A 25,888-nucleotide genomic window follows, 5' to 3' on the forward strand; every position below is an offset into this window, starting at 1 on the left:
TACGGTACGTGCTGACAGGGCGGACGTGGCAACTCTGGCACATCTTCGCAAGGCCCGGACGCGGGGGTCCGCTAGGAGGCATTCGCCCACCTCACCAGGGACATGGTCCGATTTCGGACGGCATCACCGGTGTGCTCGAATTGCCACTCTTCGGTGACCCCGCCGGGATTTTTCCGTGACGGTCCCGGTCACCTCCCCGACTCCCCGGTCACCTCCCGCGCCTCCCGGTCACCGCGCGTCCCCGTCACCGCGCCTCCCGGTCACCGCCGGGGAGGCTCCCCGTCGATCGGCCGGCCCGGCACGCCGGGCCGCTTCTGCCACGGCCGGGGGCCGGCCGGCGGCCGGTAGGCCACGCCCAGCGCGTCGAGCCGGGCGTAGTGGACGGCCATCCTCCGCTCGAAGTCCGCGAAGTCCCGCTCCGCCGGGGCGGGCAGCGCGCTCCAGGCGACCTCGGCGAAGGCGGCGAGACGGGGGAAGGCCTGGTAGTCCACGCGCGCGTGGTCCTCCGTCACCTCGGTCCACAGGTTGGCCTGAGCGCCCAGCACGTGCCCGGCCTCCCGCGGCGTCAGCCCGGGCGGCACGGGTTCGAACCGGTAGACGTCCTCCAGGGTGCGCACGTAGCCGATCGGCACGGGCTCGTCGGGGCCGCCGTCCTGCCGGTGGTCCAGGTACACGTGCTGCTCGGGGCACATGACGACGTCGTGGCCCGCGCGCGCGGCGGTGATCCCGCCCTCGTAGCCGCGCCAGGACGACACGGCCGCGCCCGGCGCGAGGCCGCCCTCCAGGATCTCGTCCCAGCCGATGAGCCGGCGCCCGCGCGCGGTCAGCCACGTGTCGAAGTGCCCGATGAACCAGGCCTGGAGCTCGTCCTCGCCGGCCAGTCCGAGTTCCTCGACTCGGGCCCGCGCGGTGGGCGAGCGGCGCCACTGCTCCTTGGGGCATTCGTCGCCGCCGACGTGAATGAACTCCCCCGGAAACAGGTCCAGCACTTCCTCGAACACCCCCTCGTAGAAGCGCAGGGTGTTGTCGGTGGGGGCGAGTACGTTGGGATTGATCCCCCAGGTGTCCAGGACGGAGAGGGCGGTGGTGTCGATGACGTCGGTGTTTCCGAGTTCCGGATACGCGGCGATGGCGGCCTGCGAGTGGCCCGGCACGTCGATTTCGGGGACGACGGCGATATGCCGCTCGGCGGCGTAGGCGACGATCTCCCGGATGTCGTCCTGCGTGTAGAAGCCGCCGTGCGGCCTGTCGTCCCAGAACGGCGAGGCGCGGTGGCCGAATTTCGTGCGTGCGCGCCAGGAACCGATCTCGGTGAGCCGCGGGTGCCTCTTGATCTCCACGCGCCATCCCTGGTCGTCCGTCAGATGAAAGTGGAACACGTTGAGTTTGTGCGCCGCCATCAGATCCAGGTAGCGCAGGACGCCTTCCTTGGGCATGAAGTGCCGTGCGACATCGAGGAGGAGACCGCGCCAGGCAAAACGGGGGGAATCCTCGATCACCACCATCGGCACGTGCCACGCACGGCGCGCGGGGTCGATCGGCGCCCGCCGGTAAGCCGCGGGGCCCATCAGCTGACGGAAGGTCTGCGCGCCCCAGAAGACGCCCGCCGCGCTTCCGCCGTCGATGCGGATCGCGTAGCCGTCGACGACGATGCGGTACCCCTCCGCCGCCATCCCCGGGTCGACGCGCAGCACGATGCCGTTGTCCTCGCGCCCCTGCTCGAACGGCAGGCCGGTCGCGGCGCCCAGCGTGGCGCGCATCCAGTGCGCCACCCGCTCGGTGCCGGGCTCGGCGTGCAGCACGGTCTCCTCGTCCAGCGGGAACAGCCCCTGCACCGGCGGCACCCACCAGCCGGCGGCGGGGGCGGGGATCAGGTCCTCGAAGCCCATGTCAGCCATCCTTCACCACTTCGCCGGGGCCGGATACCGGTCGTCGCCGAGGACGAGGAGTCCCGGCAGTGCAATCGTCACGAAAAGACGCCGGTGACCGCGGGACCGGGCAGGAGGAACGGGAAAAGGGTCGGCCACAGGAATCGCGCGCCGCTCGCCCCGCCGGGGTGCACGACCTCCTCCGGTGCGCGCCGGACGCCTTTCACGAAGCCCCGGCGCCCCGCGCGCGAACAGCGGCGGGAAAGGCGACGCGGGACAGGGTCGGGACACCCGGCGTGTTCAGCCGACCGAAGTCCCGTACGAGGACGAACAGAGCGCTCGTCCATGCTTCCACGGGCACCGTCCGGACCCCCGGGAACATGATCAGCGAGGTGGTCCGGAAGCGGAAGCGGAATCGCGCGACGGCGGTCGCGGCGAGAAAGGCGATCAACGCCGAGGTGATCACCGCCATGGCCGCGACGACAACGCCGCCGAACAAGTCACGGCCGAATTCCCGCCGTCCGAACACGCGCCCCCGGAAGGAATCCAGGGAAGACGACAGGTTCACGGTCGCGGCCGGCCGGACTCGATCCCCCGGGGCGGCTCGAAGGCACCGGGCTCCGTCCGGAGCGGGTAGGGCGGACCGAGGGGCGGATGACGCGGGCGGCGGTCAACTAGGCCGCACTCGTCGGCACTTCGAGACCGGAGCCGGCGAGGACGTCCGTGCGGTCGTCCAGGGCGCGGGCGCCGACGGAGAAGGGCGCGCCGTGGACCGTGCCGTCGACGGTGCCGGGCCTGCGGGCGGCGGGACCGGTGTCGTCGGTCCCCTCCCCGTCGGAGAGGGAGGTGGTGGGGACCCGGGAGGCGCAGGCGGCGGTGACCGGGAGGGTGGGCGGCGCGGCGGCGCGGACGGACGCACGGAGCGCTCCCCCTGGAGACGCTGCAGCATGCGCGACCAAGATTTCGCCCTGCACAACGCCCCAGAGGTCCCCCGGAGGTCAGGGACCGGGCGATCGCACCCGTGGGAGGTCCCGCCCCGTCGTGACCGGCGCCCCGCCCCGCGCGACGGCCGGACGGCGACACGACGACGCGAAGGCCCTCGTGGCACACCGGAGTGCGCCCTGAGGGCCTTCGCGTCGTGGACGCCGTGGAACCGGGGCCGGACCGGGTCAGGCGGTCACTTGTCGCCCTTGCCCTGGTCGTCCCCGCCCGAGCCCATGGATTCGTAGATCTCCTTGCACATCGGGCACACCGGGTACTTCTTCGGGTCGCGGCCGGGCACCCACACCTTGCCGCACAGCGCCACGACGGGGGTCCCGTCGAGGGCGCTCGCCATGATCTTGTCCTTCTGGACATAGTGCGCGAAGCGCTCGTGGTCACCGTCGCCGTGCGACACCTGCGGCGTCGGCTCTACGAGGGTCCCCGTACCGGTGCCGCGCTCGGGCTCGAGAGTGCTCATAGGCCCAGGGTACTGAAAGCGCGCGGACATCAGTTGAGCGAAGGGTCGTCCGGGTACGTCGCCACCATCGCCAGCTCGTTGCGCTGCCGGCGCAGCACCTCGCGCCAGAGTCTCTCCGGGGACGGCGAGGACACGTCACCGGGCTCGGACTCGACGACGTACCAGGCGCCGTCCACCAACTCCTCCTCGAGCTGTCCGGGGCCCCAGCCGGCGTATCCCGCGAAGATCCGCAGACTGCCGAGCACGGAGGCGAGCAGCTCCGGCGGAGCCTCCAGGTCGACCAGGCCGATCGCGCCGTGCACCCGCCGCCAGCCCAGCGGGGCCCCGTCGACCCCGGAGGAGCCGCCGGGGATCACGGCGACACCGAGCGCCGAGTCGAGGGAGACCGGACCGCCCTGGAAGACGACGCCCGGTTCACCGGTGAGATCCGCCCAGTCCTCCAGGATGTCGCCCACGCCCACCGGCGTCGGGCGGTTGAGGACGACACCGAGCGAGCCCTCCTCGTCGTGGTCGAGAAGGAGCACCACCGCACGGTCGAAGTTCGGGTCCGCCAGGGCGGGGGTTGCCACGAGCAGCCGCCCTGTGAGCGAGGACACCTCGGTCATGCCAGACATGATCCCGCATCTTCCCTCCGCATGGGGAGCCAATGCGGGCAAGCCGGTGAATGCAGCTCAGGGTGCAGGGGGGCGCGCCGAGCGCACGGCGGCGGCGGTGACCCGACGTGCCCGACGGGGAACGGTTCGTGTTGTGACACAGCCATGACGTCCCTGGGTGGTCCTCGGGCTTACGGGACGGGGGTGCACGGCGATTACTCTGTCTCTCTCCGGCCCTTCCCCATCCCATGGAACGCGAGATACATGACCGTCAACGGCTCTGACGACGTACTGCTTGTCCACGGCGGCACCCCGCTGGAGGGCGAGATCCGTGTCCGCGGTGCGAAGAACCTCGTCCCCAAGGCCATGGTCGCCGCCCTGCTGGGCAGTGAGCCGAGCCGGCTGCGCAACGTTCCGGACATCCGTGACGTGCGGGTCGTACGCGGCCTGCTGCAACTGCACGGGGTGACGGTCCGTCCGGGTGAGGAGCCCGGCGAACTGGTGCTCGACCCGACGTACGTGGAGAGCGCGAACGTCGCCGACATCGACGCGCACGCGGGCTCCAGCCGGATCCCGATCCTGTTCTGCGGGCCGCTGCTGCACCGCCTCGGGCACGCCTTCATCCCCGGCCTCGGCGGCTGCGACATCGGCGGCCGGCCCATCGACTTCCACTTCGACGTGCTGCGCCAGTTCGGCGCGAAGATCGAGAAGCGGGCGGACGGCCAGTACCTGGAGGCCCCGCAGCGGCTGCGCGGCACGAAGATCCGGCTGCCGTACCCGTCCGTCGGCGCGACCGAGCAGGTGCTGCTGACGGCCGTCCTGGCGGAGGGCGTCACCGTGCTGTCCAACGCCGCGGTGGAGCCCGAGATCGAGGACCTGATCTGCGTCCTGCAGAAGATGGGCGCCATCATCGCGATGGACACCGACCGCACGATCCGCGTCACCGGTGTGGACACGCTCGGCGGGTACAACCACGCGGCCCTCCCGGATCGTCTGGAGGCCGCGTCCTGGGCGTCGGCGGCGCTGGCGACCGAGGGCGACATCTACGTCCGCGGCGCCCAGCAGCGGTCCATGATGACGTTCCTGAACACCTACCGGAAGGTCGGCGGCGCCTTCGCGATCGACGACGAGGGCATCCGCTTCTGGCACCCGGGCGGCCAGTTGAAGTCCATCGCCCTGGAGACGGACGTCCACCCCGGCTTCCAGACCGACTGGCAGCAGCCGCTGGTGGTGGCCCTCACCCAGGCCACGGGTCTGTCCATCGTCCACGAGACGGTCTACGAGTCCCGCCTGGGCTTCACCTCCGCGCTCAACCAGATGGGCGCCCACATCCAGCTCTACCGCGAGTGCCTCGGCGGCTCCGACTGCCGCTTCGGGCAGCGCAACTTCCTGCACTCCGCGGTCGTCTCCGGCCCCACCAAGCTCCAGGGCGCCGACCTCGTCATCCCCGACCTGCGCGGCGGCTTCTCCTACCTGATCGCCGCACTCGCGGCCCAGGGCACGTCCCGCGTCCACGGCATCGAGCTGATCAACCGCGGCTACGAGAACTTCATGGAGAAGCTCGTGGAGCTGGGCGCGAAGGTGGAACTGCCGGGCAAGGCGCTCGGATAGTCATCGGGTACGCCGATGGGGCGGCCACCCGGATCCGGGTGGCCGCCCCATCGGCGTACGTGCGGCGCCTCCCGAAGGGGCGCGGGACTGTGTCGATCTGCGGCTCCGCCGCGTGGGCGCGGCCCGCCACAGCCGGCCCGCAGTCGCCCACAGCCCTCTCGGCGGAGCGTTACTTGCCCTTGGCCGCTTCCTTGAGCTTCGAGCCCGCGGAGACCTTCACGCTGTAGCCGGCCGGGATCTGGATCGGGTCGCCGGTCTGCGGGTTGCGCGCGGTGCGAGCGGCACGGTGGGTGCGCTCGAAGGTCAGGAAGCCGGGGATGGTGACCTTCTCGTCGCCCTTGGAGACGATGTCGCCGACGACCTCGGCGAACGCGGCCAGGACGGCGTCGGCGTCCTTGCGGGTCACCTCGGCGCGGTCGGCCAGCGCGGCCACCAGCTCACTGCGGTTCATGTTCTTACTCCCGTGTTCTTCTTGCCGTTGGGGCGTGCCGTACGGCCAGGCCGCACATGTGGCACAGCGAAGCCGATGCGCTCGCGCCCAGGGACGCATCCTGCCCCCACCTGCGGCGGGAAAGCCAATCCGGCACCCGCAGGAGTCGTGAGAACACCCTTGGGAGTCACACGAAAGCGCCTCGCCCGGCCGCAACCCTAGAGGGGCGCCCGGGAGGTGGGGTTCCACGACGCGCCGGTGCGGGGGCCGCCGTGGCGATCCTCACAGACCCTGCGGCGCTTTCCGCGGGGGACTACGACGCCGTGGCGCCCGCCGCCTTGGCGGCCTCCCGGACCGCTCCGGCCACCGCGCCCGCGACCTTGTCGTTGAAGACGCTCGGGATGATGTAGTTGGGGTTGAGCTCGTCCTCGGTCACCACGTCGGCGAGGGCCTTCGCGGCCGCGAGCATCATCTCGGTGTTCACCGTACGCGACTGGGCGTCCAGCAGGCCACGGAAGACACCCGGGAAGACCAGCACGTTGTTGATCTGGTTCGGGAAGTCGGAGCGGCCCGTGGCCACAACAGCCGCCGTCTGACGGGCGATTGCCGGGTCCACCTCGGGGTCCGGGTTCGCGAGCGCGAACACGATCGCGTCGTCGGCCATGGCGGCCACGTCGGTGCCGTCGAGGACGTTGGGGGCGGAGACGCCGATGAAGACGTCGGCGCCGCGCACGGCCTCCTTCAGGGTGCCGGTGAGGTTCTCGGGGTTGGTGTTGTCGGCGATCCAGCGCAGCGCCGAGCCCTGGGCGGCGTCCACCAGGTCCTCGCGGCCGGCGTGGACGACGCCGTGGATGTCGGCGACGACGGCGTTCTTCACGCCGGCGGCGATCAGCAGCTTGAGGATGGCCGTACCGGCCGCGCCGGCGCCGGACATGACGACGCGGATGTTCTCGATCGCCTTGCCCGCCACGCGCAGGGCGTTGGTGAGGGCGGCGAGCACCACGATGGCGGTGCCGTGCTGGTCGTCGTGGAAGACAGGGATGTCGAGGGCCTCGCGCAGCCGGGCCTCGATCTCGAAGCAGCGGGGGGCGGAGATGTCCTCCAGGTTGATGCCGGCGAAGCCGGGGGCGATCGCCTTGACGATCTCGACGATCGCGTCGGTGTCCTGGGTGTCCAGGCAGATCGGCCAGGCGTCGATGCCGGCGAACCGCTTGAACAGGGCCGCCTTGCCCTCCATGACCGGCAGCGCGGCCTTGGGGCCGATGTTGCCCAGGCCGAGCACGGCGGAGCCGTCCGTCACGACCGCAACGGAGTTGCGCTTGATGGTGAGGCGGCGGGCGTCCTCGGGGTTCTCGGCGATCGCCATGCAGACGCGGGCGACGCCCGGCGTGTAGACCATGGACAGGTCGTCGCGGTTGCGGATGGGGTGCTTCGACGCCATCTCGATCTTGCCGCCGAGGTGCATGAGGAACGTACGGTCGGAGACCTTGCCGAGCGTGACGCCCTCGATGCCGCGGAGCTGTTCGACGATCTCGTCGGCGTGCGCCGTCGAGGTGGCCGCGATGGTGACGTCTATCCGGAGCTTCTCGTGTCCGGACGCGGTGACGTCGAGGCCGGTCACCGAGCCTCCGGAGGACTCCACGGCGGTGGTGAGCTGCGAGACGGCGGTTCCGCTCGCGGGCACCTCCAGCCGGATCGTCATCGAGTAGGAGACGCTGGGCGCCGTTGCCATGGCCGACTTCCTCTGCTTTCACGTCGCTGAGCTGTGCCGTCCGATCGTCGCACCTACCGCCGAGTAGGCGATAGCCGGCCGGGGATTGCGAACGTTTTGTTCGCCACACTCACAAGAAAGCGGCCCGCGTCACCTGGTGACGCGGGCCGCTTCCCGACGTTTATGACACCGACCCGCCATGCTCGCCTCGCGGCAAGTGGTCGCTCGTAGCGACGAAGGTTGGGCCCGGGGGCTTGGATCGAGCCGGTGTCACACCCAGGCTAACAAACGGATCCGCTCGGACCATTCCCGTCGGGACAGTTCACGGGAATCAGTCCCTGAGCAGATCCGGCACCCCGGCCGGATCGGGCTGGTCGCGCTCGCCCGAGACGACCGTGAGCTGCTGGGTCGCCCGGGTGAGGGCCACGTACAACACCCGCAGTCCGGCCGGCGACTCGTCGGCGATCTCCGCGGGCGACACGACCACCGTCGCGTCGTACTCCAGGCCCTTGGCCTCCAGGCTGCCGAGGGCCACGACCCGGTCGCCGAGGCCGGCCAGCCAGCGGCGGGCCTCCTCGCGGCGGTTCATCGCGACGACGACGCCGACGGTGCCGTCGACCCGCTCCAGCAGCCGTTCGGCCTGCGCGCGCACGGTCGCGGCGAGCGAGCCCGTGACGGCGGTGAAGCGGGGGACGACGCCGGTGGAGCGGACCGCGGTCGGGGACTCGGCGCCGGGCATGGCCAGGGCCAGCACCTTCGCCGCGAGCTCGGCGATCTCGGCCGGGTTGCGGTAGTTGACCGTGAGCTGGAACCGGCGGCGCGGGCGGGTGCCGAGCGCCTCGTCCCGCGCCTGGGCGGCCTCGTCCGGGTCGGACCAGGAGGACTGGGCGGGGTCGCCGACGACCGTCCAGGTGGCGTGCCGGCCGCGGCGGCCGACCATGCGCCACTGCATGGGGGTGAGGTCCTGGGCCTCGTCGACGATGACGTGCGCGTACTCGGTGCGCTCCTGCGCGAGACGCTCGGCCCGCTCCCGCTGCGACTCCTCTCGCACCGGCATCAGCTCCTCCAGGCCGGTGAGCTGGTCGAGCGGGTCGAGCTCGCGTCTCCTCCTCGGGCGGGCGGGGGCGCCGAGGATCGCCTGGAGCTCGTCGAGCATCGCGACGTCGTGCACGGAGCGGCCGTCGCGCCGCAGGGAGCGGGCCACCCGGCGGATCTCGCCGGGGTTGAGGATCCGCCGGGCCCACCGGCCGAGCCGCCGTTCGTCCGCCATGGCGGCGAGCACGGCGGCCGGGGTCAGCTCCGGCCACCAGGCGTCGAGGAACTCGACGAAGGAGTCCTCGCTCGTCACGTCCTCGTCGAAGGAGGAGCGCAGCTCGGCGGCGAGCTCGGGGTCGGTGTGCCGGCCGGCCGCCCCGGACCGCTCCCACAGGGCGTCCAGCAGCAGCTTGCGGGCTCGCGGGCGCAGCAGGTTGACCGGCGCGGTCCCGCCGAGCGCGGTGCGCCGCACCCGCTCCAGGTCCTCGGCCTCCAGCTCCAGCCGCCGTCCGAAGGCGACGACCCGCAGCCGGGTGGGAGGGCCGGCGGGGGTCCGCGGCGCCGGGTCGGCGTCGTCGAGGGCGAGCTGTCCGGTCGCCGGCGCGCCGCGGCCGAGTTCCAGCGCCCCGCGCGCCGCCTTCCGCAGGACCTTGAGCATGCGGTACGACCCCTTCGCCCGGGCCACGGCCGGCGAGTCGTACAGGGTGGCCTCGACACCGTCGACCAGGGAGCCGATGGCGCGGATGGCGACCTGGCCCTCCTCGCCGAGGGAGGGCAGGACGCCCTCGGTGTAGGCCACGAGCAGCGGGGTGGGCGAGACGATCAGGATGCCGCCCGCGTAGCGGCGCCGGTCCTGGTAGAGGAGGTAGGCGGCCCGGTGCAGGGCGACGGCCGTCTTGCCGGTGCCGGGGCCGCCCTCGACGTACGTGACGGAGGCGGCGGGGGCGCGGATGACCAGGTCCTGCTCGGCCTGGATGGAGGCGACGATGTCGCGCATGGTGTGGCTGCGGGCCTGGCCGAGGGCGGCCATGAGGGCGCCGTCGCCGATGACGGGCAGTTCGTCGCCGTCGAGGAAGGCCTTCAGCTCCGGGCGCATGAGGTCGTCCTCGACGCCGAGCACGCGACGTCCCTTGGAGCGGATGACGCGGCGGCGCACGACCCGGCCGGGGTCGACCGGGGTGGAGCGGTAGAACGGGGCCGCGGCCGGGGCCCGCCAGTCGATGACCAGGGGGGCGTAGTCCTCGTCGAGGACGCCGATGCGGCCGATGTGCAGGGTCTCGGCGATGTCGGCCGTGTTGTCGGGGCGTACCGAGCCCTCGGCCGGCTCGACGGCGGTGTAGGCGCCGTCGGGTCCCTTCTTGCCGTCCTTGCCGAGCAGCAGGTCGATCCGGCCGAAGAGGAAGTCCTCGAACTCGTTGTTGAGCCGATTGAGGTGGACGCCCGCCCGGAAGACCTGGGCGTCGCGCTCGGCGAGGGCGCCGGGCGTGCCGACCTGGCCGCGCCGGGCCGCGTCGTTCATGAGGAACTCCGCCTCGTGGATCTTCTCCTCGAGGCGGCGGTACACCCGGTCCAGGTGTACCTGTTCGACGCTGATCTCGCGCTCCCGCACAGAGTCCTGTGCGAGGTCGTGAACCGCGGTTTCCTGTTGAGCCTGAGCGGCCACCGGGCCCCCTTCTGACGTGCTGGGCAGCCGTCAACCGTACGCGAAGGGGGCCGGTGGAGGCGAGGGGCGGGCCCCTACGCGTCGATCTCGACGAGCTTCTTGCCGTCGAAGGTCATGACCTCGAAGTGGTCGATCTGGTCGGGGGTGAAGGCCGCGCCGCCCTGGACGTAGAGGGGCAGCTTGCCCTTGTCGGCCGTGGCGCCGGGGATGCCGTAGCCCCAGTCCGGTACCGACCAGGACGACAGCGTCTCGCGCTCGCCGTTCTTGCCGACGGCGATGAACGAGCACTTCAGCGGGCCCTTGACGTTCTTCAGCTCGATGACGGCCTCGGTGCCCCAGGCCTTCTGCTGGAGGGCGACGGTGCCGGAGACCTGGGTGGCCGGGTCGGTGCCGGAGATCTTGGTGGGCAGGGCATCGAAGACGGCCTGGGCCGAGCTCGCGGCGAGCGTGCGGGGTGTGTCGCCGCCGCTGTCGCCGCCGGTCGCGGCCAGGACGGCCAGCGGGCCGCTGACGATCAGAGCGGCCGCCGCGGCGAGCATGAAGAAGGAGCGGCGCTTCTTGGCGGTGCGGCGCTCGGACACCTCGTCGACGAGCCGGTCCACGATGCGCGGGCTGGGCTTGGCGGACAGGGACTCGCCGATGGCGGGGGTCCCGGAGCCCGGCAGGTCCGCGAGCGCGGCCAGCATCGGCTCCATCCCGGCGAGCTCGTCGAGCTGCTGGGCGCACCACTCGCAGCCGGCGAGGTGTGCCTCGAAGGCGGTCGCCTCGGCGTCGTCGAGGATGCCGAGGGCGTAGGCGCCCACGGTCTCGTGCTCGCTCGGGCTGGGAGATCCCTGCACAGATCCCTGCATGGGCCCAGACATACCCGAACCACCCGTTCCGAACCCCCCGTACATGCTCATCACGCCGTCACCCCCCGCTCCTCCAGAGCCAGCTTCATCGACCGCAGGGCGTAGAACACCCGTGAGCGAACGGTGCCGCTGGGTATGCCCAGGGTCTCGGCCGCCTCGTTGACCGTACGCCCCTTGAAGTACGTCTCGACGAGCACCTCCCGGTGGGCCGGGGTCAGGTCGTCGAGCGCATCGGACAGCGTCATCAACCACAGTGCCTTGTCGATCTCGTCCTCCGCGGGGATGACCTCCAGCGGCGACGGGTCGACCTCCTGCGGCCGGGCCTGCCGGCTGCGGTGGCCGTCGATGACGATGCGGCGCGCGACCGTCACCAGCCAGGGGCGTACCGATCCGGTCGCTCGATTGAGCTGGCCGGCGTTCTTCCAGGCACGGATGAGTGTCTCTTGCACGACGTCCTCGGCACGCTGCCGGTCGCCGGCAACCAGTCGCAGGACATAAGCAAGGAGGGGTCCGGCATGCTCCCGATACAGAGCACGCATCAGCTCCTCATCAGGTTCCGAGGGCTGGGACATGCGATGTCGGGCCCTCGTTCCACGTTCATTGGCCACGGCCGCATCCTTGCGCACGCCCACCTCCGGTGTCCGGGGGTTCCCCCAGTCGGTCGCTCCACCACCCGTACGCAGGCAGTGTGTTGCGTGTTCAAAGTGAGGCGACAGTTTTCTCCCGGGTGTCGTGACGAGGGGGACATGGGGGCACATTCCCGCCCCTCTTTCTTTACATATTCACCACAGCGCCAAGGCGGCGGGCGCTGCCCACCCTCCTGTGAAGGTAAACGGCGTGTAATGGAAATCACGTCGACGGCGCGGGCACGAACACCGCATAGCGGACAGGGCAGTTGGGGGCCGGCCCCCTCAGGCACGCGCGAGAGCCGCCCGTCGGCGGTGCCGAGCGACCCGTTCCCGGTTCCCGCAGATCTCACTGGAGCACCAGCGCCTTCTGTGTCCCCGGGAGGTGTCGACGTACACGATGGGGCAGTTGTCCCCCGCGCACTGGCGCAGGCCTGCCCGCGCCACCGGATCGGTGAGCAGATCCACCGCGTCCCGGGCGATCGCGGCGAGCAGCGCGGCGCACTGCGGCGGCCCGTCCAACTCCCGCACCAGGCTGCCGTCCTCCCGGCGTACGGCGCGGGGGGCCGGGGGCGCGGCGCGGGCGACGTCGTTGACGCGGGCCAGGGCGTGCTCGTGGGGCGGCGCGGTGTCGCGGGCCAGCCGGCCGTGCACCAACGCCCCGACGCTCGCGCGCAGTTCCCGGAAGGCGGCCGGCCAGGACGGGTCGGCGTGGGTCAGCGGCGTGCCCGGCGGGACCAGCCCGGAGCCGGTGATCCAGGCGCACAACGGGGCGAGGGCGTCGAGCCGTTCGCGGGGATGGCTGGTGGAGAGCAGGTCCAGGCAGATGCGTCCGGCGTCGAACCGCAGGTCGTAGGGGGCCGTGGCCGTATCCAGTGCCATGTGCCTGTCACCGCCTTGGGCGTTCCTCCGGGAAGCCTTCCCTCCCACAGTGCCCGGCCCGGGGCGCCACCGGAACCCCGGGTGCCGGAATCAGCCCGTCCACCCCCGCCGCGGCCCCTACGGGCCGTCAGCTACTCCTGCGCGTCGGCGTACTTCTCGTCCGCCGCCGGATCCAGCGCCAGCCGGTACCCCCGCTTCACCACCGTCTGGATCAGCTTCGGCACACCGAGCGCGGTCCGCAGCCGGGCCATCGCCGTCTCCACGGCGTGCTCGTCGCGCCCCGCCCCCGGCAGCGCCCGCAGCAGGTCGGCGCGCGGCACGACCCAGCCCGGCCGCCGCGACAGGGCCCGCAGCAGCGACATCCCGGCCGGTGGTACGGGCTTCAGCTCGCTGTCGACCAGCACCGCGTGCCCGCGGATCTCCACCCGGTGCCCGGCGACCGGCAGGGAGCGCGCCCGCGCCGGCAGCTCCTGGCACAGCAACTGCACCAGCGGGCCGAGCCGGAAGCGTTCCGGCTGGACGGTGTCGATGCCCCGCGCCTGCAACGGCAGCGCGGTGACCGGCCCCACACAGGCCGGCAGCACGTCGTGGTGGAGCGCGGCGATCAGCTCGGACAGCAGCCCGCGCTCCTCCGCGCGCGACAGCAGCGAGGCGGCGGCCGGCGCGCTGGTGAAGGTGACGGCGTCCAGGCCGCGCGCGACGGCGGCGTCGAGGAGCCGGTCGAGGGGCGTGACGTCCTCCGGCGGCATCCACCGGTAGACGGGCACCCCGACGACCTCCGCTCCCGCGGCCCGCAGCGCCTCCACGAACCCGGGCAGCGGCTCACCGTGCAACTGGACGGCGACGCGCCGCCCGTCGACGCCCTCCTCGAGGAGCCGGTCGAGCACCTCGGCCATGGACTCGCTGGACGGCGACCACTCCTCGGTCAGCCCGGCGGCGCGGATGGCGCCCTTGACCTTGGGGCCGCGCGCGAGGAGTTCGACGTCGCGCAGCCGGGCGAGGAGCTGCTCGCCGAGCCCCCAGCCGTCGGCGGCCTCCACCCAGCCCCGGAAGCCGATGGCGGTGGTGGCCACGACGACGTCCGGCGCCTGGTCGAGGAGGTCCTTGGTGGCGGCGAGGAGCTCGCCGTCGTCGGCGAGGGGCACGATGCGCAGGGCGGGCGCGTGCAGCACCGCCGCCCCGCGCCGCTGGAGCAACGCTCCGAGCTCGTCGGCCCGTCGCGCCGCGGTCACGCCGACGGTGAACCCGGCGAGGGGCCCGTGCTGTTCGCCGTCCCGGGCCTGCGGTCCCCGGTCCGGTCGCTGCTGTCGCTCGTACATAACTCTCGTCCCGCTCGAGTCGTCCCACCTACATGCCGACCGAGCCTGTCAACGGCTCGTGACAGGCTCGGTTCGACTTCATGTCGCCAGTGTTACGTCACACCTCGGCGTAGCTGAGCTGCGGCTTCGCCTCGGAGGTGGCCCCGGAGGCGGTGATCCGGCCGGCCGGGCGGCGAAGGTATACGGCCCAGGTGACGGCGAAGCAGGCGGCGTAGAAGGCGAGGAAGGCGACGAACGCGCCGGTGCCGGAGCCGTAGGAGAGGAAGGACTGGCGGAAGGCGAGGTTGATGCCGACGCCGCCGAGCGCGCCGACCGCGCCGATGAGCCCCATGGAGGCGCCGGAGAGCCGGCGGCCGTAGCTCGCGGCGTCCTCTCCGCTGAGCCCCATCGCGACGGCCTTCGCCTGGAAGATGCCGGGGATCATCTTGTACGTCGACCCGTTGCCGAGCCCGCTGAGCACGAACAGCACCACGAAGACGGCGACGAACAGCGGCAGCGACTTGTGCATGCTGGCGAAGATCAGGACGGTGGTGGCGGCGGCCATGCCGACGTAGTTGTAGAGGCTGATGCGGGCGCCGCCGTAGCGGTCGGCGAGCCAGCCGCCCACGGGCCGGATCAGGGAGCCGAGCAGCGGGCCGATGAAGGTGAGGTACGCGGCCTGCAGCGGCGTACGGCCGAACTGGTTGGTGAGGACCTGGCCGAAGGCGAAGCTGTAGCCGATGAAGGACCCGAAGGTGCCGATGTAGAGGAAGGACATGATCCAGGTGTGGGTGTCCTTCGCGGCGTCGACGGCGGCACCGGTGTCGTTCTTCACGGACGTGAGGTTGTCCATGTACAGCGCGGCGAGCACGGCGGCGATCACGATCAGCGGGATGTAGATCCCGAGCAGGACGCGCGGGCCGCCGCTCGCCCCGATGACCGCGAGGGCGACGATCTGGAGGACCGGCACACCGATGTTGCCGCCGCCCGCGTTCAGGCCGAGCGCCCAGCCCTTCTTACGGAGCGGGAAGAAGGCGTTGATGTTGGTCATGGAGGAGGCGAAGTTGCCGCCGCCGATGCCGGCCAGCAGACCGATCACGAGGAACGTGTTGTACGACGTCCCCGGCTCCATCACGGCGAACGCGGCGACGGTCGGGATCAGCAGCAGCGCCGCGGAGATGACCGTCCAGTTCCGGCCGCCGAAGACGGCGACGGCGAAGGTGTAGGGGACGCGGACGACCGCTCCGACCAGGGTGACCACCGACGTCAGCAGGAACTTGTCCGCCGGCGTCAGCCCGTACTCCGGCCCCATGAAGAGCACGAGCACCGACCACATCGTCCAGACCGAGAACCCGATGTGCTCGGAGAGGACCGAGAAGAAGAGGTTGCGCCGGGCGATCTTCTCGCCTGTGGCGTTCCAGAAGGCCTCGTCCTCCGGGTCCCACTGGTCGATCCAGCGGCTCCCCCGCTTGGCGGAGGTAGGGGGTGCGGGGGCTGGGCTAGGGGCTGTCATGACGCCTCCACGTGCTCCGGGCTCGGGTGGTTCGCGGTGATGAGCGGTGATGAGTCCTGAAGGTAGGGAGGGCGCGTTTCCGGCCTGTGGCTGTGGGTGACCGGAAGGGAACGTTGCTCTCACCGCCCGCGGGCGGCGGATGAGAGGTTCTGGTCGAGGATCGCACGGCGGACGACGGGAGAAGGACATGTCGGAGCACAGGCTCGCCCGTGAGGTCTTCGTGGCCCTCGGCGGCGTCGTGGAGACCGGCGCGGTCGTCGCGACGGGCACCTGGAACGTCGCAGAGGCGTCGGTCGGCGCCCACCTCGCCCGGCACGGGCCGACGGCCGAGCGTCTCCTCACCGTCGTCCGGGACGTCGGCGGCTTCTCCCCGTCGGCGATGGGCGTCGCCGACGAGCTGGGCTACCTGCGCGAGCACCGGGTGACCGCGCAGTCGCTGCTGCTGTGGTCGGCGTTCACCGGCCTCGCGCGGGTGCCGGACGACGCGGAGCGGCTGGTGGCGGAGGTGAGCCGGCCCCGGACGGTTCGCCGGATGTGCCTGACGGCGGCGGACCTCCAGCTCGTCCGCTTCCTCCAGGCCCTGGTGACGGCGGCCGTGGCCCGCCGGCCGCCCGACGGCGCCGACCCCGGGGTACGGCCGCCCGACCCCGGGGTACGGCCGCCCGACTCCGGGCCCTGGGTACGAGGGTCCGCGACCGCCGTCGCCGAGGCGCTCGCGCTCGCCGCCGCGCTCACCGGCCTGCCCGGGCGCGTCGGCCCGGCCGGGGCCTTCCGGGCGTGGCGGGTGGCCCACCTGCCCGCCCTGGTGCGACCGGACGCGCCGGACCCGCAGGGCTGGAAGGCGGGGTACCGGCTGCTGGCCCACGAGCTGGGGGAGCTGCTCGACACCGAGGGCACGGAGGGCACCGAGCCCACTGAGAGCACGGAGGGCATCGCGGACACCGCGGACCCGGAGAGCACCGGGGACACCGAGGGCTCCGAGGACACCGCGGATTCCCGTCGCCCCGGCGGCTAGCGCCCGTTCCCCGCCGCCCAGGGCCACAGCCGTGGCCGTCTCCCCGCCGCCAGGTCCTCCGCCCAGCCGAAGCAGAGCACGCATCCGGCGATTCCGGTTGGCATCTTCCCGCCATTTTTCACGTGCGCGTTTCCCCCCACGGGACCACGGGTCTGTTCAGGGCGCGGCTGCCGCGACGAGCACCCGTCGGCGGTTCCGGGCCCCCACCCGGTCCGCGCGCCGTCCACCCCTGCTGCACCCAGGGCGACGAATTCAGCGCAGGGCGTGACGTCAGTGGACGTGTTTGTCGTTCTTACAGGGAAACGTCATGCTCATGTCGATGGCGGGAAACCAGCCTCCGACGGTCTGTTCCAGCCATCTCTCCTCTCCCCCGACGTCGGCCGCCGCCTGCCGCAGGGCGTCCAGCGCCGGATGGACCAGCCCCTTCCGCCACACCAGTGACACCGGGGAGAGCGGAACGGGGTCGACGAGCGGCCGCAGAACCGTCCCGGGCATGGCCGGAAATCCCACCACCGCGAGGATCGGGGAGCGGGACTTCGCCATGACGCGCCGGAACTCCTCCTCCCCGACGGCCAGCGGGGCGGGCGGCGCGAGCTCGATGCCGCGCCCCTCGAACAGCAGCCGGGCGAGGTCGGTCCACTCCGGCGTCCGGGGATTGCCGGCTCCCGCGTACACGCTCTCGCCCGCCAGCGCGGCCAGCGGCACCCGCGCCAGCCCCGCCAGCCGGTGGTCCTCGGGCAGGAGGACCGCCATCGGCTCCCAGCGCACGAGCCGGTGGTCCAGCTGGGCCCGCAGCACCGGGTCCAGCCCCGCGTACCGCCCGAACGACGCGTCGAGCCGCCCCGAGACGATCTCCACCGCGGCACCGGTCAGACCGCTCTCGTAGCGGGCCATCAGCTCGAGCTCGGGGACGAGTTCGCGCGCCCGGTGCAGCACCCGGCGCCCCGTCTCCAGACCCGGGGAGTTGAGGTCGACGAGCAGCGGACGGGCCGTCGCGAACGCCGCGAGCAGGTCGTCCTGCGCCTGGAGCGCCCGGCGGGCCAGCGGCACCAGCCGCTCGCCGTCCCCCGTCAGCGTCACCTGCCGGGTGGTGCGCACGAACAGTTCGGCCCCCAACTCCCGCTCCAGGCGCCGCACATCGCGGCTGAGCGCCTGCTGGGCGACGTACAGACGGGCCGCGGCACGTGTGAAGTGCAGTTCCTCGGCGACGGCGAGGAAGGCGCGCAGCAGCCGGGGGTCGAGATGACGGGACATGGCGGCAACTTACAACGCAGGTGCGTGAATCGGCGCGCAGCAGGTGTTGGACCCCTTGATCATCGGCAGGCGACGGTGGGGGCATGCCCGACCTCACCCCCTACCGCCGCCTCCTCGCCCTCCCCGGCGCCCGCGCCTTCACCGCCGGCAACCTGCTCGCGCGGGTGCCGATGGGCATGTTCGGCGTCAGCGCGGTCATGATGATCGCCGGTACGCGCGGCTCGTACGCCCTCGCCGGCGCCATCACCGCGACCGGGCTCGCCGCGTCCGCGCTGGTCGCCCCGTGGATCGCGCGGCTCGTCGACCGGTACGGGCAGGCCCGGGTCGCCGTGCCCGCCACGCTGTTCGCGGTGCTGGGCAATCTCGCGCTGGTGCTGTGCGTGCGCGGCGGCACGCCCGACTGGACCCTGTTCGCCGCGCAACTGGCCACCGTCACGACCCCCAACACCGGCGGAATGTCCCGGGCCCGCTGGGCGCACCTGCTGAAGGACGACCCGGACGCCCTGCACACCGCCACCTCCTTCGAACAGGCCGCCGACGAACTGTGCTTCATGCTGGGCCCGGTGCTGGCGGCCCTCCTGTGCGGAACCCTGTTCCCCGAGGCGGGCACCCTGGTCGGCGTGGTGCTGCTGGTCACCGGCGTCCTGCTGTTCGCCGCCCAGCGTTCGACCGAACCGCCCCCTCACCCCCACGCCACCGCCGGATCCCCGCTGCGTGCGCCCGGCGTCCCCCCGCTGCTCGCCGTGTGCCTCGCGCTGGGCGCGGTGTTCGGGGCGACGGAGGTGGTCACGATCGCGTTCGCGGACGCACGCGGGCACGCCACGGCGGCCGGCGTGGTCCTGGCGCTCCAGGCGGCGGGCTCGTGCGCGGCCGGGCTGGTGTACGGGGCGGTGCGGCCGTCCGCGCCGGCCGTTCGGCGCCAGCCGGGGAACGTGGCCGCGATGGCCGTCCTGCTGACGCTGCCGCTGCTCGCCGCGACAGCGGCCGGCTCGCTGCCGCTCCTGGCGGGCGCCCTGCTGATCGCCGGGACGGCGACCGCGCCGACCATGGTCACCACCATGGCCCTGGTCCAGGAACGCACCCCGGAGGGCCGTCTCAACGAGGGCATGACCCTCGCGGTCACCGGTCTGCTCGCCGGCATCGCCTGCGGCAGCGCGACCGGCGGCTGGGTCGTGGAGCACCTCTCGGCCGAGGCCGGGTACGGCGTGCCGGTCGCGGCGGCCGTGACGGCCCTGCTGATCACCCTCGCCACCACCACTGCCGTCCCGCGCCGGACGCCCCATTGACGTGCTCACGGCAGCCACCTACCTTCGCCCGTCGAAGCGCTTCGACGTCTCCCGTCGAACGGTTCGACACACCGCGCGCGACCACCGTTCCGTCTTTTGGCGAACGCTCGCCCACGACACCACCGTGGGGAGCCGTGACGTAAGGACACCCCCCATGAAGTTCACCGACGGTTACTGGCTCCTGCGCGAGGGGGTCACCGCCTCCCATCCGGCCCAGGTCCTGGACGTCACCGACGTCGACGGCGTCATGGAGATCCACGCGCCGACCCGGCCGGTACGCTCCCGCGGCGACCTGATGACGGGACCGGTCGTGACGATCACCGCGCACACGCCGATGCCCGACGTCATCGGCCTGACCCTCACCCACTTCACGGGCGGTCAGCCGAACGAGCCCGCCTTCGACCTCACCGAGGGCGAGGCCGAGCCGCTGATCACCCACGACGACGAGCACGCGACCCTGACCTCCGGCGCGCTGTCGGTGCGGGTGGCCCGCCGCGGGCCCTGGCGCGTCGAGTTCCTCGCGCACGGCCGCACCCTCACCTTCAGCGGCCCCCGCCACATGGGCATCATGCGGGACGCCAACGGCGCCCACCACCTGCGCGAACAGCTCACCCTCGGCGTGGGCACGTCCGTCTACGGCCTCGGTGAGCGCTTCGGGCCGCTGGTGAAGAACGGTCAGGTCGTCGACATCTGGAACGCCGACGGCGGCACGGCGACGGAACAGGCCTACAAGAACGTCCCGTTCTACCTGACCGACGCGGGCTACGGCGTCTTCGTCGACCATCCGGGCAGGGTGTCCTTCGAGGTCGGCTCGGAGGCCGTCTCCCGGGTGCAGTTCAGCGCCGAGACGCAGCAGCTGACGTACTACGTCATCCACGGCCCCACCCCGAAGGACATCCTGCGCCGGTACACCGCGCTGACCGGGCGCCCGGCGCTGCCGCCGCCCTGGTCGTTCGGCCTGTGGCTGTCGACGTCCTTCACCACGTCGTACGACGAGGAGACGGTGACCTCCTTCGTCGAGGGCATGCGGGAACGCGAGCTGCCGCTGTCCGTCTTCCACTTCGACTGCTTCTGGATGCGCGAGTTCCACTGGTGCGACTTCCGCTGGGACCCGCGGGTGTTCCCGGACCCGGAGGGGATGCTGGCCCGGCTGAAGGCGAAGGGCCTGCACGTGTGCGTGTGGATCAACCCGTACATCGCCCAGCGCTCTCAGCTGTTCGCCGAGGGCAAGGCGCTCGGGCACCTGCTCAGACGCCCCGACGGCAGTGTCTGGCAGTGGGACCTGTGGCAGCCGGGCATGGCGCTCGTCGACTTCACCAGCCCGGCCGCCCGCGAGTGGTACGCGGCCAAGCTGGAGGCGCTGCTCGCCCAGGGCGTGGACTGTTTCAAGACCGACTTCGGCGAGCGCGTCCCTCTCGACGTGGTGTGGTCCGACGGTTCCGACCCGGAGCGGATGCACAACCTCTACACCCACCTGTACAACCGCACGGTCTTCGACGTGCTGCGCAAGCACCGGGGCGAGGGCGAGGCGGTCTTGTTCGCCCGGTCGGCGACGGCCGGCGGGCAGCGGTTCCCCGTGCACTGGGGCGGCGACAGCGAGGCCACGTACGAGTCGATGGCGGAGTCGCTGCGCGGCGGGCTGTCGCTCGGCCTGTCCGGGTTCGGCTTCTGGAGCCACGACATCGGCGGCTTCGAGGACACGCCGACGCCCTCGCTGTTCAAGCGATGGCTGGCCTTCGGCCTGCTGTCGTCCCACAGCCGGCTGCACGGCAGCTCCTCCTACCGGGTGCCGTGGCTGTTCGACGAGCAGTCCGTGGACGTGCTGCGGCACTTCACCCGGCTCAAGCTGCGCCTGATGCCCTACCTGTACGAGGCCGCCCGCACCGCCCACGAGGAGGGGACGCCCGTCATGCGGGCCATGGTCCTGGAGTTCCCCGACGACCCCGGCTGCGCGCACCTGGAACGGCAGTACATGCTCGGCCCGGACCTGCTGGTCGCGCCCGTCTTCGACGACGAGGGAGACGTCACCTACTACGTCCCCGAGGGCACCTGGACCCACTACTCCACCGGAGGGACGGTGACGGGGCCGCGCTGGGTGCGCGAACGGCACGACTTCCTCAGCCTGCCACTGCTGGTGCGGCCGGGCGCGGTGCTCCCGGTGGGCGCGCACGCCGACCGGCCCGACTACGACCACGCCGACGGTGTCACCCTGCGCACCTACGGCCTGGAGCGCGGCGCGCAGGTGACCGTGCGGGTGGGGACGGTCACCTTCACCGTGGTCCGGGAGGGCGACACCCTGCGGGCCTCCTCCAGTGACCCCTCGGCGACCTGGGCGCTCGCGGCGGGCGACCGGCTCGCGCGGGCCGGGGCGGGCACCGGGTTCCTCACCCTGGAGCTGGGCTGATGGTCAGGATCACCGATGTGGCGCGGCACGCCGGCGTCTCGCCCAGCACCGTGTCGTACGCCCTCAGCGGCAAGCGTCCGATCTCCGCGGAGACCCGGCAGCGCGTCGAGGCCGCCGCGCGGGAGCTGGGCTACCGCCCGCACGCCGGCGCGCGCGCCCTGGCCGGCCGCCGCTCCCAGGTGCTCGCGCTGGTGGTGCCGCTGCGGACCGGCATCCACGTCCCGGTCGTCATGCGGTTCGCGGTGGCGGTGGCGGTGGCCGCCCGCCGCTTCGACCACGACGTGCTGCTGCTGACGCAGGAGGAGGGCGAGGACGGTCTGCGCAGGGTCGCCGAGACCGCGCTGGTCGACGCGCTGATCCTCATGGACGTGCAGCTCCACGACCCGCGGCTGCCGTTGCTGCGCCGCCTGGACCGGCCGTCGGTGATGATCGGGTTCCCGCAGGAGACCGCCGGGGTGACCTGCGTCGACCTGGACTTCCGGGCGGCGGGCGAGCGGTGCGTGGAGCATCTGGCCCGGCTGGGCCACCGGGTGGTGGCGCTGGTGGGGTCGCCGCCGGAGGTCTACGTCCGCGGGACGGCGTTCGCCCAGCGGGTGGTGCAGGGCTTCACGGAGGCCGCCGACCGAAGCGGCCTCGCCTCGGCCGTCCACCCCTGCGAGGCGACGCCCGCCGCCGCGCGCCGGGCGGCGGAACGGCTGCTGCGCGAGCAGCCGGCGCTGACGGGGGTGGTCGTCCACAACGAGGCGGTCCTGGAGCCGCTCATCGACGCCTTCGAGCAGCTCGGTCTGCGGGTGCCGGCGGATCTGTCGGTCACCGCGATCTGCCCCGACGACATCGCCGCGTCCTGCCGGGTCCCCGTCACCTCCGTCACCCTGCCCTCCGCGGAGCTGGGCACACGGGCGGTGCAACTGCTGATGGCGAAGCTCGCCGACGAGGCGGTGCCCCAGGAGACCCTACTGGCGCCGACGCTGACACCGCGGGCGAGTACGGCGCCCAGAGCACTGCCGTGAGGCACCGGGCACCTGCGTGACGCACCGGGGGTGCCAACAGAAAACCCCGTCCCTGGAGGGGGACGGGGTGCTCTGTTCACATGGGGTGGTGGAGATGGCGGGAATCGAACCCGCGTCCAACGGTGCGGAACCAGGGCTTCTCCGTGTGCAGTTCGCTGTGCTTTTCTCGGCCCCGGCGATCACGCGAACAAGTCGCCGACGGGCCCAGTCACTGTGTGGTTTCCCTCTTCACCCCGTGACCGGGATCAAGGTTTAGTCCCCTAGCTGATGCCAGGATCCGGGTCGGGAACAAGCCCGGGCTGACACTCCCTTAAGTAAGGGGCAGTTGCCTAGCTACCTGAGATCAGGCGGCGAGGGCGAACTGCGTCGCCTTGGGAGAATCGCTCTTAACAGTGGCGATTATTTTTTTCGGCCTGTGGTTTACGAGATCATGGCCGCTTCCTCGACACGCTTCCCCTGCTTCGACATCCGCTGTCGAAACCGATCATCCCCATGTTGATTTTTCAATCGTCGTACCCGCTGTGGGGCACAGGTGCCATCGTACGTGACCAACGCAGGTGCGTGCCAGCCCATTCCCGGCGGCCCGGCGGCGCGCCCGACGGCGGGGCTGCGGCTACGCGCCCCGCTGACGCCGCTTGGCGGCGGCGATCGCCCGGTCGGTGTCCCGCCGGTCCTGCTTCTCCCGCAGCGTCTGCCGCTTGTCGTACTCCTTCTTGCCTCGCGCCAGCGCGATCTCGGCCTTCGCCCGGCCGTCCACGAAGTACAGGGCGAGCGGCACGATCGTGTGCCCCGTCTCCTCCGACTTCACGGCCAGCTTGTCGATCTCCGCGCGGTGCAGGAGCAGCTTGCGCTTGCGGCGCACCGAGTGGTTGGTCCAGGTGCCCTGGAAGTACTCGGGGATGTGGGCGTTGTACAGCCACGCCTCACCCCCGTCGATCTGGACGAACCCGTCGGTCAGCGTGGCACGCCCCTGACGCAGCGACTTCACCTCGGTGCCGGTCAGTACGAGTCCGGCCTCGAAGGTGTCGATGATCGCGTAGTCGTGCCGGGCCTTCTTGTTCTGCGCGACGATCTTGCGCTGGCCCTTGGTCTTCTCCGCGGCCGGCTTGCCCTGCTTCGGCTGCGACTCTTTCGGTACGTACATTCCCTTGCTCATAGTGCCGCCATTTTCGCACCTGGAGGGGGTCCGGGGGAAAGCCGATTACGCGGCTCGCCGGAGCGGGGTCACCGCGTGTCCCCGAGCCCGCTCAGCACCGTCCCGGCCTGCTCGAGGGCGCCCCGGTCGGCCTCCAGGTCGGGGGTGATGCCCTTGCCGTCGACGGTGTGGCCGGAGGGGGTGCGGTAGTGGCCGACGGTCAGCTCGGCGACGGAGCCGTCGGGCAGCCGGCTCGGCATCTGCACAGACCCCTTGCCGAAGGTGCGGGTGCCCACGACGACCGCGCGGCCGCGGTCCTGGAGGGCGCCGGTGAGCAGTTCCGCCGCGCTCATCGTGCCACCGTCGACCAGCGTCACCAGGGGTTTCGTGGTGTCACCGCCGGGATCGGCGTGCAGGGCGCGCTGGTCGCCGTCAACGTCGTAGGTGGCGACGAGGCCGCCGTCGAGGAAGGCGGAGGCGGTGGAGACGGCCTCGGTGACCAGGCCGCCGGAGTTGCCGCGCAGGTCCAGGACGACGCCGGTCCCGGCCGGGGCCCGGCGCACGGCGGTGCGGACGGCGTCGCCGACGCCCTTGGTGAACGCGGCGATCCGGATGACGGTGACGCCCCCGGCGAGCGTGCGCACGGTGACCGACTCGGTGGACACCCGGGCCCGGCGCAGGGTCTCGGTCCACGCGCGCGTGCCGCGTTGAAGACCGAGACGGACGGTCGTGCCGGCGGGCGCGTGGGTGCTGTCACCGCGCAGTAAGGAGACCACCTCGGTGACCGGACGGCCGTCGACCCGCTGTCCGTCGACGCTGCGCAGCCGGTCGCCCGCGCGGATCCCGGCGCCGGCCGCGGGCGACCCGGACTGCACCGAGGTCACCTCGATCCGGCCGTCGCGCTCGCGCCGCGCCTCCAGGCCGACGCCGGTGTACCGCCCGTCGAGGGAGTCGGCGAACTCCTCGTACTCGCCCTCGGAGTAGACCGCGGCCCAGCGGTCGCCGCTGCGGCTGACGGCGCGCTCGGCGGCCTCCAACGGCGACTTGCCGTCGGCCATCGCCTCCGCGGCGGCCCTGGTCACCAGGTCGGAGTGGCTGGTGGGACCGGCCGGGCGGGCCTGCCCGGACGCCTCGCGGCCGTCACCCGGCAGCGAGCCGGTCGCCGCACCCGCGACGAGGACGCTCGCGAACACCAGGGTCAGGGCTGCCCCACGGCGGCAGCGGCGGGGTGGACGAAACGGGTCACGGCCTGACATGGCGGCGAGTCTAGGGGAACGCGAAGGGGCCGCACGGTCGCTTGACCGTACGGCCCCCTTGGCATGCGTCACACCTTCAAGTACTTGCGCAACGCGAAGAACGCGGCCAACGCGGGCATCAGCAGACTGGTGGCGAGGATGAGCGGAAGCTTCGTCAGGACGGCGTCCCAGCCGATGAAGTTGATCAGGTTCAGCTTCTCGGACAGGGCCAGGCCGTGGTCGATGATGAAGTACCGCGCGATCACCAGGAATCCGCAGGCGACGGTGCCGCCGATGAGGCCCGCGACCGCGGCCTCCGCGATGAACGGCGCCTGGATGTAGAAGCCGGAGGCGCCGACCAGGCGCATGATCCCGGTCTCACGCCGTCGGCTGAACGCCGAGACGCGCACGGTGTTGACGATCAGCATCAGCGCGACGACCAGCATCAGCGCCATGATGGCCCGCGCCGCCCAGTTCATGCCGTTGAGCAGCCCGAACAGGTTGTCCAGAATGCCCTTTTGGTCCTGCACTGACTGCACACCGTCACGCCCGTCGAAGGCGGTCGCGATGACCTGGTACTTCTCGGGGTCCTTCAGCTTGATGCGGTACGACTCCTGCATCTGGTCCGGCGTGAGGGAGGCGGCCAGCGGCGAGTCGCCGAACTGCTCCTTGTAGTGCTTGTACGCCTCGTCCTGCGACTCGTAGGTGACCGTGTCGACGACCCCCATCTTGTCGAGGTCGGACTTGATCTGTTTCTTCTGGTCCTCGGTCACCGCGCCCTTGGCGCAGTTGGGATCCGACTCGGCGTCGCTCTTGTTGCAGAGGAAGATCGAGACGTTGACCTTGTCGTACCAGTAGCCCTTCATCGTGCTGACCTGGTCGCTCATCAGGAGCGACCCGCCGAACAGGGCGAGCGACAGGGCGACGGAGACGACGACGGCGAAGGTCATCGTCAGGTTGCGACGGAGACCGACACCGATCTCCGACAGGACGAACTGGGCGCGCATGG

22 protein-coding genes and 1 other RNA gene are annotated in these 25,888 nt (G+C 71.8%); 5 read left to right on the top strand and 18 right to left on the bottom strand.

Going from position 1 to position 25,888, the window contains the following annotated elements; all coding sequences use genetic code 11:
• Nucleotides 1–260 precede the first annotated feature (260 nt).
• The 5 genes from ACZ4YY_RS26810 to ACZ4YY_RS26830 all read right to left on the bottom strand — a co-directional run bounded on the left by ACZ4YY_RS26810 (nucleotide 261) and on the right by ACZ4YY_RS26830 (nucleotide 3,932).
• Nucleotides 261–1,898, bottom strand: coding sequence for a beta-N-acetylhexosaminidase (locus ACZ4YY_RS26810; RefSeq protein ID WP_468295289.1), 1,638 nt, complete (start codon nucleotides 1,896–1,898; stop codon nucleotides 261–263).
• Nucleotides 1,899–2,091: 193 nt separating this feature from the next.
• The gene (locus tag ACZ4YY_RS26815) at nucleotides 2,092–2,340 is read right to left on the bottom strand and encodes a hypothetical protein (RefSeq protein ID WP_468295292.1); all 249 of its coding nucleotides are present in this window, start codon (nucleotides 2,338–2,340) and stop codon (nucleotides 2,092–2,094) included.
• A gap of 202 nt (nucleotides 2,341–2,542) precedes the next feature.
• Nucleotides 2,543–2,827, bottom strand: a complete 285-nt coding sequence (locus tag ACZ4YY_RS26820) for a hypothetical protein (RefSeq protein WP_468295295.1) — start codon at nucleotides 2,825–2,827, stop codon at nucleotides 2,543–2,545.
• Between the two features lie 218 nt (nucleotides 2,828–3,045).
• Nucleotides 3,046–3,327: a DUF3039 domain-containing protein gene (locus ACZ4YY_RS26825; protein ID WP_397964895.1), complete on the bottom strand. Its 282-nt coding sequence runs from the start codon at nucleotides 3,325–3,327 to the stop codon at nucleotides 3,046–3,048.
• 29 nt (nucleotides 3,328–3,356) lie between these two features.
• The gene (locus tag ACZ4YY_RS26830; RefSeq protein ID WP_468295300.1) at nucleotides 3,357–3,932 is read right to left on the bottom strand and encodes a YqgE/AlgH family protein; all 576 of its coding nucleotides are present in this window, start codon (nucleotides 3,930–3,932) and stop codon (nucleotides 3,357–3,359) included.
• Nucleotides 3,933–4,184: 252 nt separating this feature from the next.
• Between ACZ4YY_RS26830 and murA the strand changes: the two genes are divergently transcribed.
• On the top strand, nucleotides 4,185–5,531 hold the full coding sequence (murA, locus tag ACZ4YY_RS26835) for a UDP-N-acetylglucosamine 1-carboxyvinyltransferase (protein ID WP_468295305.1): 1,347 nt from the start codon (nucleotides 4,185–4,187) through the stop codon (nucleotides 5,529–5,531).
• 169 nt (nucleotides 5,532–5,700) lie between these two features.
• Here the strand turns inward: murA and ACZ4YY_RS26840 are convergent, their stop codons facing one another.
• The 8 genes from ACZ4YY_RS26840 to ACZ4YY_RS26875 form a co-directional block, all read right to left on the bottom strand.
• Nucleotides 5,701–5,982, bottom strand: coding sequence for an HU family DNA-binding protein (locus ACZ4YY_RS26840; protein WP_004000874.1), 282 nt, complete (start codon nucleotides 5,980–5,982; stop codon nucleotides 5,701–5,703).
• A 292-nt stretch (nucleotides 5,983–6,274) separates the two neighbouring features.
• Nucleotides 6,275–7,693 carry an NAD-dependent malic enzyme gene (locus tag ACZ4YY_RS26845; RefSeq protein WP_468295312.1) on the bottom strand — a complete coding sequence of 473 codons (1,419 nt, stop codon included), beginning with the start codon at nucleotides 7,691–7,693 and terminating at the stop codon, nucleotides 6,275–6,277.
• A 310-nt stretch (nucleotides 7,694–8,003) separates the two neighbouring features.
• Nucleotides 8,004–10,370 (bottom strand): HelD family protein, encoded by a 2,367-nt coding sequence (locus ACZ4YY_RS26850; protein ID WP_468295315.1) that lies wholly within the window; start codon nucleotides 10,368–10,370, stop codon nucleotides 8,004–8,006.
• A gap of 74 nt (nucleotides 10,371–10,444) precedes the next feature.
• On the bottom strand, nucleotides 10,445–11,221 hold the full coding sequence (locus ACZ4YY_RS26855) for an anti-sigma factor family protein (RefSeq protein WP_468295320.1): 777 nt from the start codon (nucleotides 11,219–11,221) through the stop codon (nucleotides 10,445–10,447).
• Nucleotides 11,222–11,271: 50 nt separating this feature from the next.
• On the bottom strand, nucleotides 11,272–11,793 hold the full coding sequence (locus tag ACZ4YY_RS26860; protein WP_010039908.1) for a sigma-70 family RNA polymerase sigma factor: 522 nt from the start codon (nucleotides 11,791–11,793) through the stop codon (nucleotides 11,272–11,274).
• A gap of 339 nt (nucleotides 11,794–12,132) precedes the next feature.
• Complete coding sequence (locus tag ACZ4YY_RS26865; protein ID WP_468295324.1) at nucleotides 12,133–12,729, bottom strand: CGNR zinc finger domain-containing protein; 597 nt, start codon at nucleotides 12,727–12,729, stop codon at nucleotides 12,133–12,135.
• A gap of 131 nt (nucleotides 12,730–12,860) precedes the next feature.
• The gene (locus tag ACZ4YY_RS26870) at nucleotides 12,861–14,048 is read right to left on the bottom strand and encodes a uroporphyrinogen-III synthase (protein WP_468295327.1); all 1,188 of its coding nucleotides are present in this window, start codon (nucleotides 14,046–14,048) and stop codon (nucleotides 12,861–12,863) included.
• A gap of 97 nt (nucleotides 14,049–14,145) precedes the next feature.
• Nucleotides 14,146–15,540, bottom strand: coding sequence for a nitrate/nitrite transporter (locus ACZ4YY_RS26875; protein WP_468295330.1), 1,395 nt, complete (start codon nucleotides 15,538–15,540; stop codon nucleotides 14,146–14,148).
• Between the two features lie 187 nt (nucleotides 15,541–15,727).
• Between ACZ4YY_RS26875 and ACZ4YY_RS26880 the strand changes: the two genes are divergently transcribed.
• Nucleotides 15,728–16,555: a hypothetical protein gene (locus ACZ4YY_RS26880; protein WP_468295335.1), complete on the top strand. Its 828-nt coding sequence runs from the start codon at nucleotides 15,728–15,730 to the stop codon at nucleotides 16,553–16,555.
• 270 nt (nucleotides 16,556–16,825) lie between these two features.
• Here the strand turns inward: ACZ4YY_RS26880 and ACZ4YY_RS26885 are convergent, their stop codons facing one another.
• A complete protein-coding gene (locus tag ACZ4YY_RS26885) occupies nucleotides 16,826–17,809 on the bottom strand; it encodes a LysR family transcriptional regulator (protein WP_468295338.1) in 984 nt (327 codons plus the stop codon).
• Between the two features lie 83 nt (nucleotides 17,810–17,892).
• Between ACZ4YY_RS26885 and ACZ4YY_RS26890 the strand changes: the two genes are divergently transcribed.
• The 3 genes from ACZ4YY_RS26890 to ACZ4YY_RS26900 all read left to right on the top strand — a co-directional run bounded on the left by ACZ4YY_RS26890 (nucleotide 17,893) and on the right by ACZ4YY_RS26900 (nucleotide 22,509).
• Entirely contained in the window at nucleotides 17,893–19,095 is a 1,203-nt protein-coding gene (locus ACZ4YY_RS26890) for an MFS transporter (RefSeq protein ID WP_468295342.1), read from the top strand.
• A 154-nt stretch (nucleotides 19,096–19,249) separates the two neighbouring features.
• Nucleotides 19,250–21,499: an alpha-xylosidase gene (yicI, locus tag ACZ4YY_RS26895; RefSeq protein WP_468295347.1), complete on the top strand. Its 2,250-nt coding sequence runs from the start codon at nucleotides 19,250–19,252 to the stop codon at nucleotides 21,497–21,499.
• Nucleotides 21,499–22,509 (top strand): LacI family DNA-binding transcriptional regulator, encoded by a 1,011-nt coding sequence (locus ACZ4YY_RS26900; RefSeq protein WP_468295351.1) that lies wholly within the window; start codon nucleotides 21,499–21,501, stop codon nucleotides 22,507–22,509. The genes yicI and ACZ4YY_RS26900 overlap by 1 nt, the downstream gene beginning before the upstream one ends.
• Nucleotides 22,510–22,595: 86 nt before the next feature.
• Here the strand turns inward: ACZ4YY_RS26900 and ssrA are convergent.
• The 4 genes from ssrA to ftsX all read right to left on the bottom strand — a co-directional run bounded on the left by ssrA (nucleotide 22,596) and on the right by ftsX (nucleotide 25,886).
• Nucleotides 22,596–23,001, bottom strand: a transfer-messenger RNA (tmRNA) gene (ssrA, locus tag ACZ4YY_RS26905).
• A gap of 121 nt (nucleotides 23,002–23,122) precedes the next feature.
• Nucleotides 23,123–23,653 carry an SsrA-binding protein SmpB gene (gene smpB / locus ACZ4YY_RS26910; protein WP_468295355.1) on the bottom strand — a complete coding sequence of 177 codons (531 nt, stop codon included), beginning with the start codon at nucleotides 23,651–23,653 and terminating at the stop codon, nucleotides 23,123–23,125.
• A gap of 80 nt (nucleotides 23,654–23,733) precedes the next feature.
• Nucleotides 23,734–24,900 (bottom strand): S41 family peptidase, encoded by a 1,167-nt coding sequence (locus ACZ4YY_RS26915; RefSeq protein ID WP_468295358.1) that lies wholly within the window; start codon nucleotides 24,898–24,900, stop codon nucleotides 23,734–23,736.
• 68 nt (nucleotides 24,901–24,968) lie between these two features.
• Nucleotides 24,969–25,886 carry a permease-like cell division protein FtsX gene (gene ftsX, locus ACZ4YY_RS26920; protein ID WP_468295361.1) on the bottom strand — a complete coding sequence of 306 codons (918 nt, stop codon included), beginning with the start codon at nucleotides 25,884–25,886 and terminating at the stop codon, nucleotides 24,969–24,971.
• Nucleotides 25,887–25,888: the final 2 nt, after the last annotated feature.

This window comes from Streptomyces sp. NPDC030143 (assembly GCF_055573695.1).

What these genes read in the sequence shown, in the direction of transcription:
- ACZ4YY_RS26815 (WP_468295292.1), bottom strand. Translation starts at nt 2,340, where the DNA reads ATGGCGGTGATCACCTCGGCGTTGATCGCCTTTCTCGCCGCGACCGCC.
- ACZ4YY_RS26890 (WP_468295342.1), top strand. Translation starts at nt 17,893, where the DNA reads ATGCCCGACCTCACCCCCTACCGCCGCCTCCTCGCCCTCCCCGGCGCC.
- ACZ4YY_RS26880 (WP_468295335.1), top strand. Translation starts at nt 15,728, where the DNA reads ATGTCGGAGCACAGGCTCGCCCGTGAGGTCTTCGTGGCCCTCGGCGGC.
- ACZ4YY_RS26810 (WP_468295289.1), bottom strand. Translation starts at nt 1,898, where the DNA reads ATGGCTGACATGGGCTTCGAGGACCTGATCCCCGCCCCCGCCGCCGGC.
- ACZ4YY_RS26840 (WP_004000874.1), bottom strand. Translation starts at nt 5,982, where the DNA reads ATGAACCGCAGTGAGCTGGTGGCCGCGCTGGCCGACCGCGCCGAGGTG.
- ACZ4YY_RS26865 (WP_468295324.1), bottom strand. Translation starts at nt 12,729, where the DNA reads ATGGCACTGGATACGGCCACGGCCCCCTACGACCTGCGGTTCGACGCC.
- ACZ4YY_RS26845 (WP_468295312.1), bottom strand. Translation starts at nt 7,693, where the DNA reads ATGGCAACGGCGCCCAGCGTCTCCTACTCGATGACGATCCGGCTGGAG.
- ACZ4YY_RS26875 (WP_468295330.1), bottom strand. Translation starts at nt 15,540, where the DNA reads ATGACAGCCCCTAGCCCAGCCCCCGCACCCCCTACCTCCGCCAAGCGG.
- ftsX (WP_468295361.1), bottom strand. Translation starts at nt 25,886, where the DNA reads ATGCGCGCCCAGTTCGTCCTGTCGGAGATCGGTGTCGGTCTCCGTCGC.
- ACZ4YY_RS26830 (WP_468295300.1), bottom strand. Translation starts at nt 3,932, where the DNA reads ATGACCGAGGTGTCCTCGCTCACAGGGCGGCTGCTCGTGGCAACCCCC.
- ACZ4YY_RS26860 (WP_010039908.1), bottom strand. Translation starts at nt 11,793, where the DNA reads ATGTCCCAGCCCTCGGAACCTGATGAGGAGCTGATGCGTGCTCTGTAT.
- yicI (WP_468295347.1), top strand. Translation starts at nt 19,250, where the DNA reads ATGAAGTTCACCGACGGTTACTGGCTCCTGCGCGAGGGGGTCACCGCC.
- ACZ4YY_RS26885 (WP_468295338.1), bottom strand. Translation starts at nt 17,809, where the DNA reads ATGTCCCGTCATCTCGACCCCCGGCTGCTGCGCGCCTTCCTCGCCGTC.
- ACZ4YY_RS26825 (WP_397964895.1), bottom strand. Translation starts at nt 3,327, where the DNA reads ATGAGCACTCTCGAGCCCGAGCGCGGCACCGGTACGGGGACCCTCGTA.
- ACZ4YY_RS26870 (WP_468295327.1), bottom strand. Translation starts at nt 14,048, where the DNA reads ATGTACGAGCGACAGCAGCGACCGGACCGGGGACCGCAGGCCCGGGAC.
- murA (WP_468295305.1), top strand. Translation starts at nt 4,185, where the DNA reads ATGACCGTCAACGGCTCTGACGACGTACTGCTTGTCCACGGCGGCACC.
- ACZ4YY_RS26900 (WP_468295351.1), top strand. Translation starts at nt 21,499, where the DNA reads ATGGTCAGGATCACCGATGTGGCGCGGCACGCCGGCGTCTCGCCCAGC.
- smpB (WP_468295355.1), bottom strand. Translation starts at nt 23,653, where the DNA reads ATGTACGTACCGAAAGAGTCGCAGCCGAAGCAGGGCAAGCCGGCCGCG.
- ACZ4YY_RS26855 (WP_468295320.1), bottom strand. Translation starts at nt 11,221, where the DNA reads ATGCAGGGATCTGTGCAGGGATCTCCCAGCCCGAGCGAGCACGAGACC.
- ACZ4YY_RS26915 (WP_468295358.1), bottom strand. Translation starts at nt 24,900, where the DNA reads ATGTCAGGCCGTGACCCGTTTCGTCCACCCCGCCGCTGCCGCCGTGGG.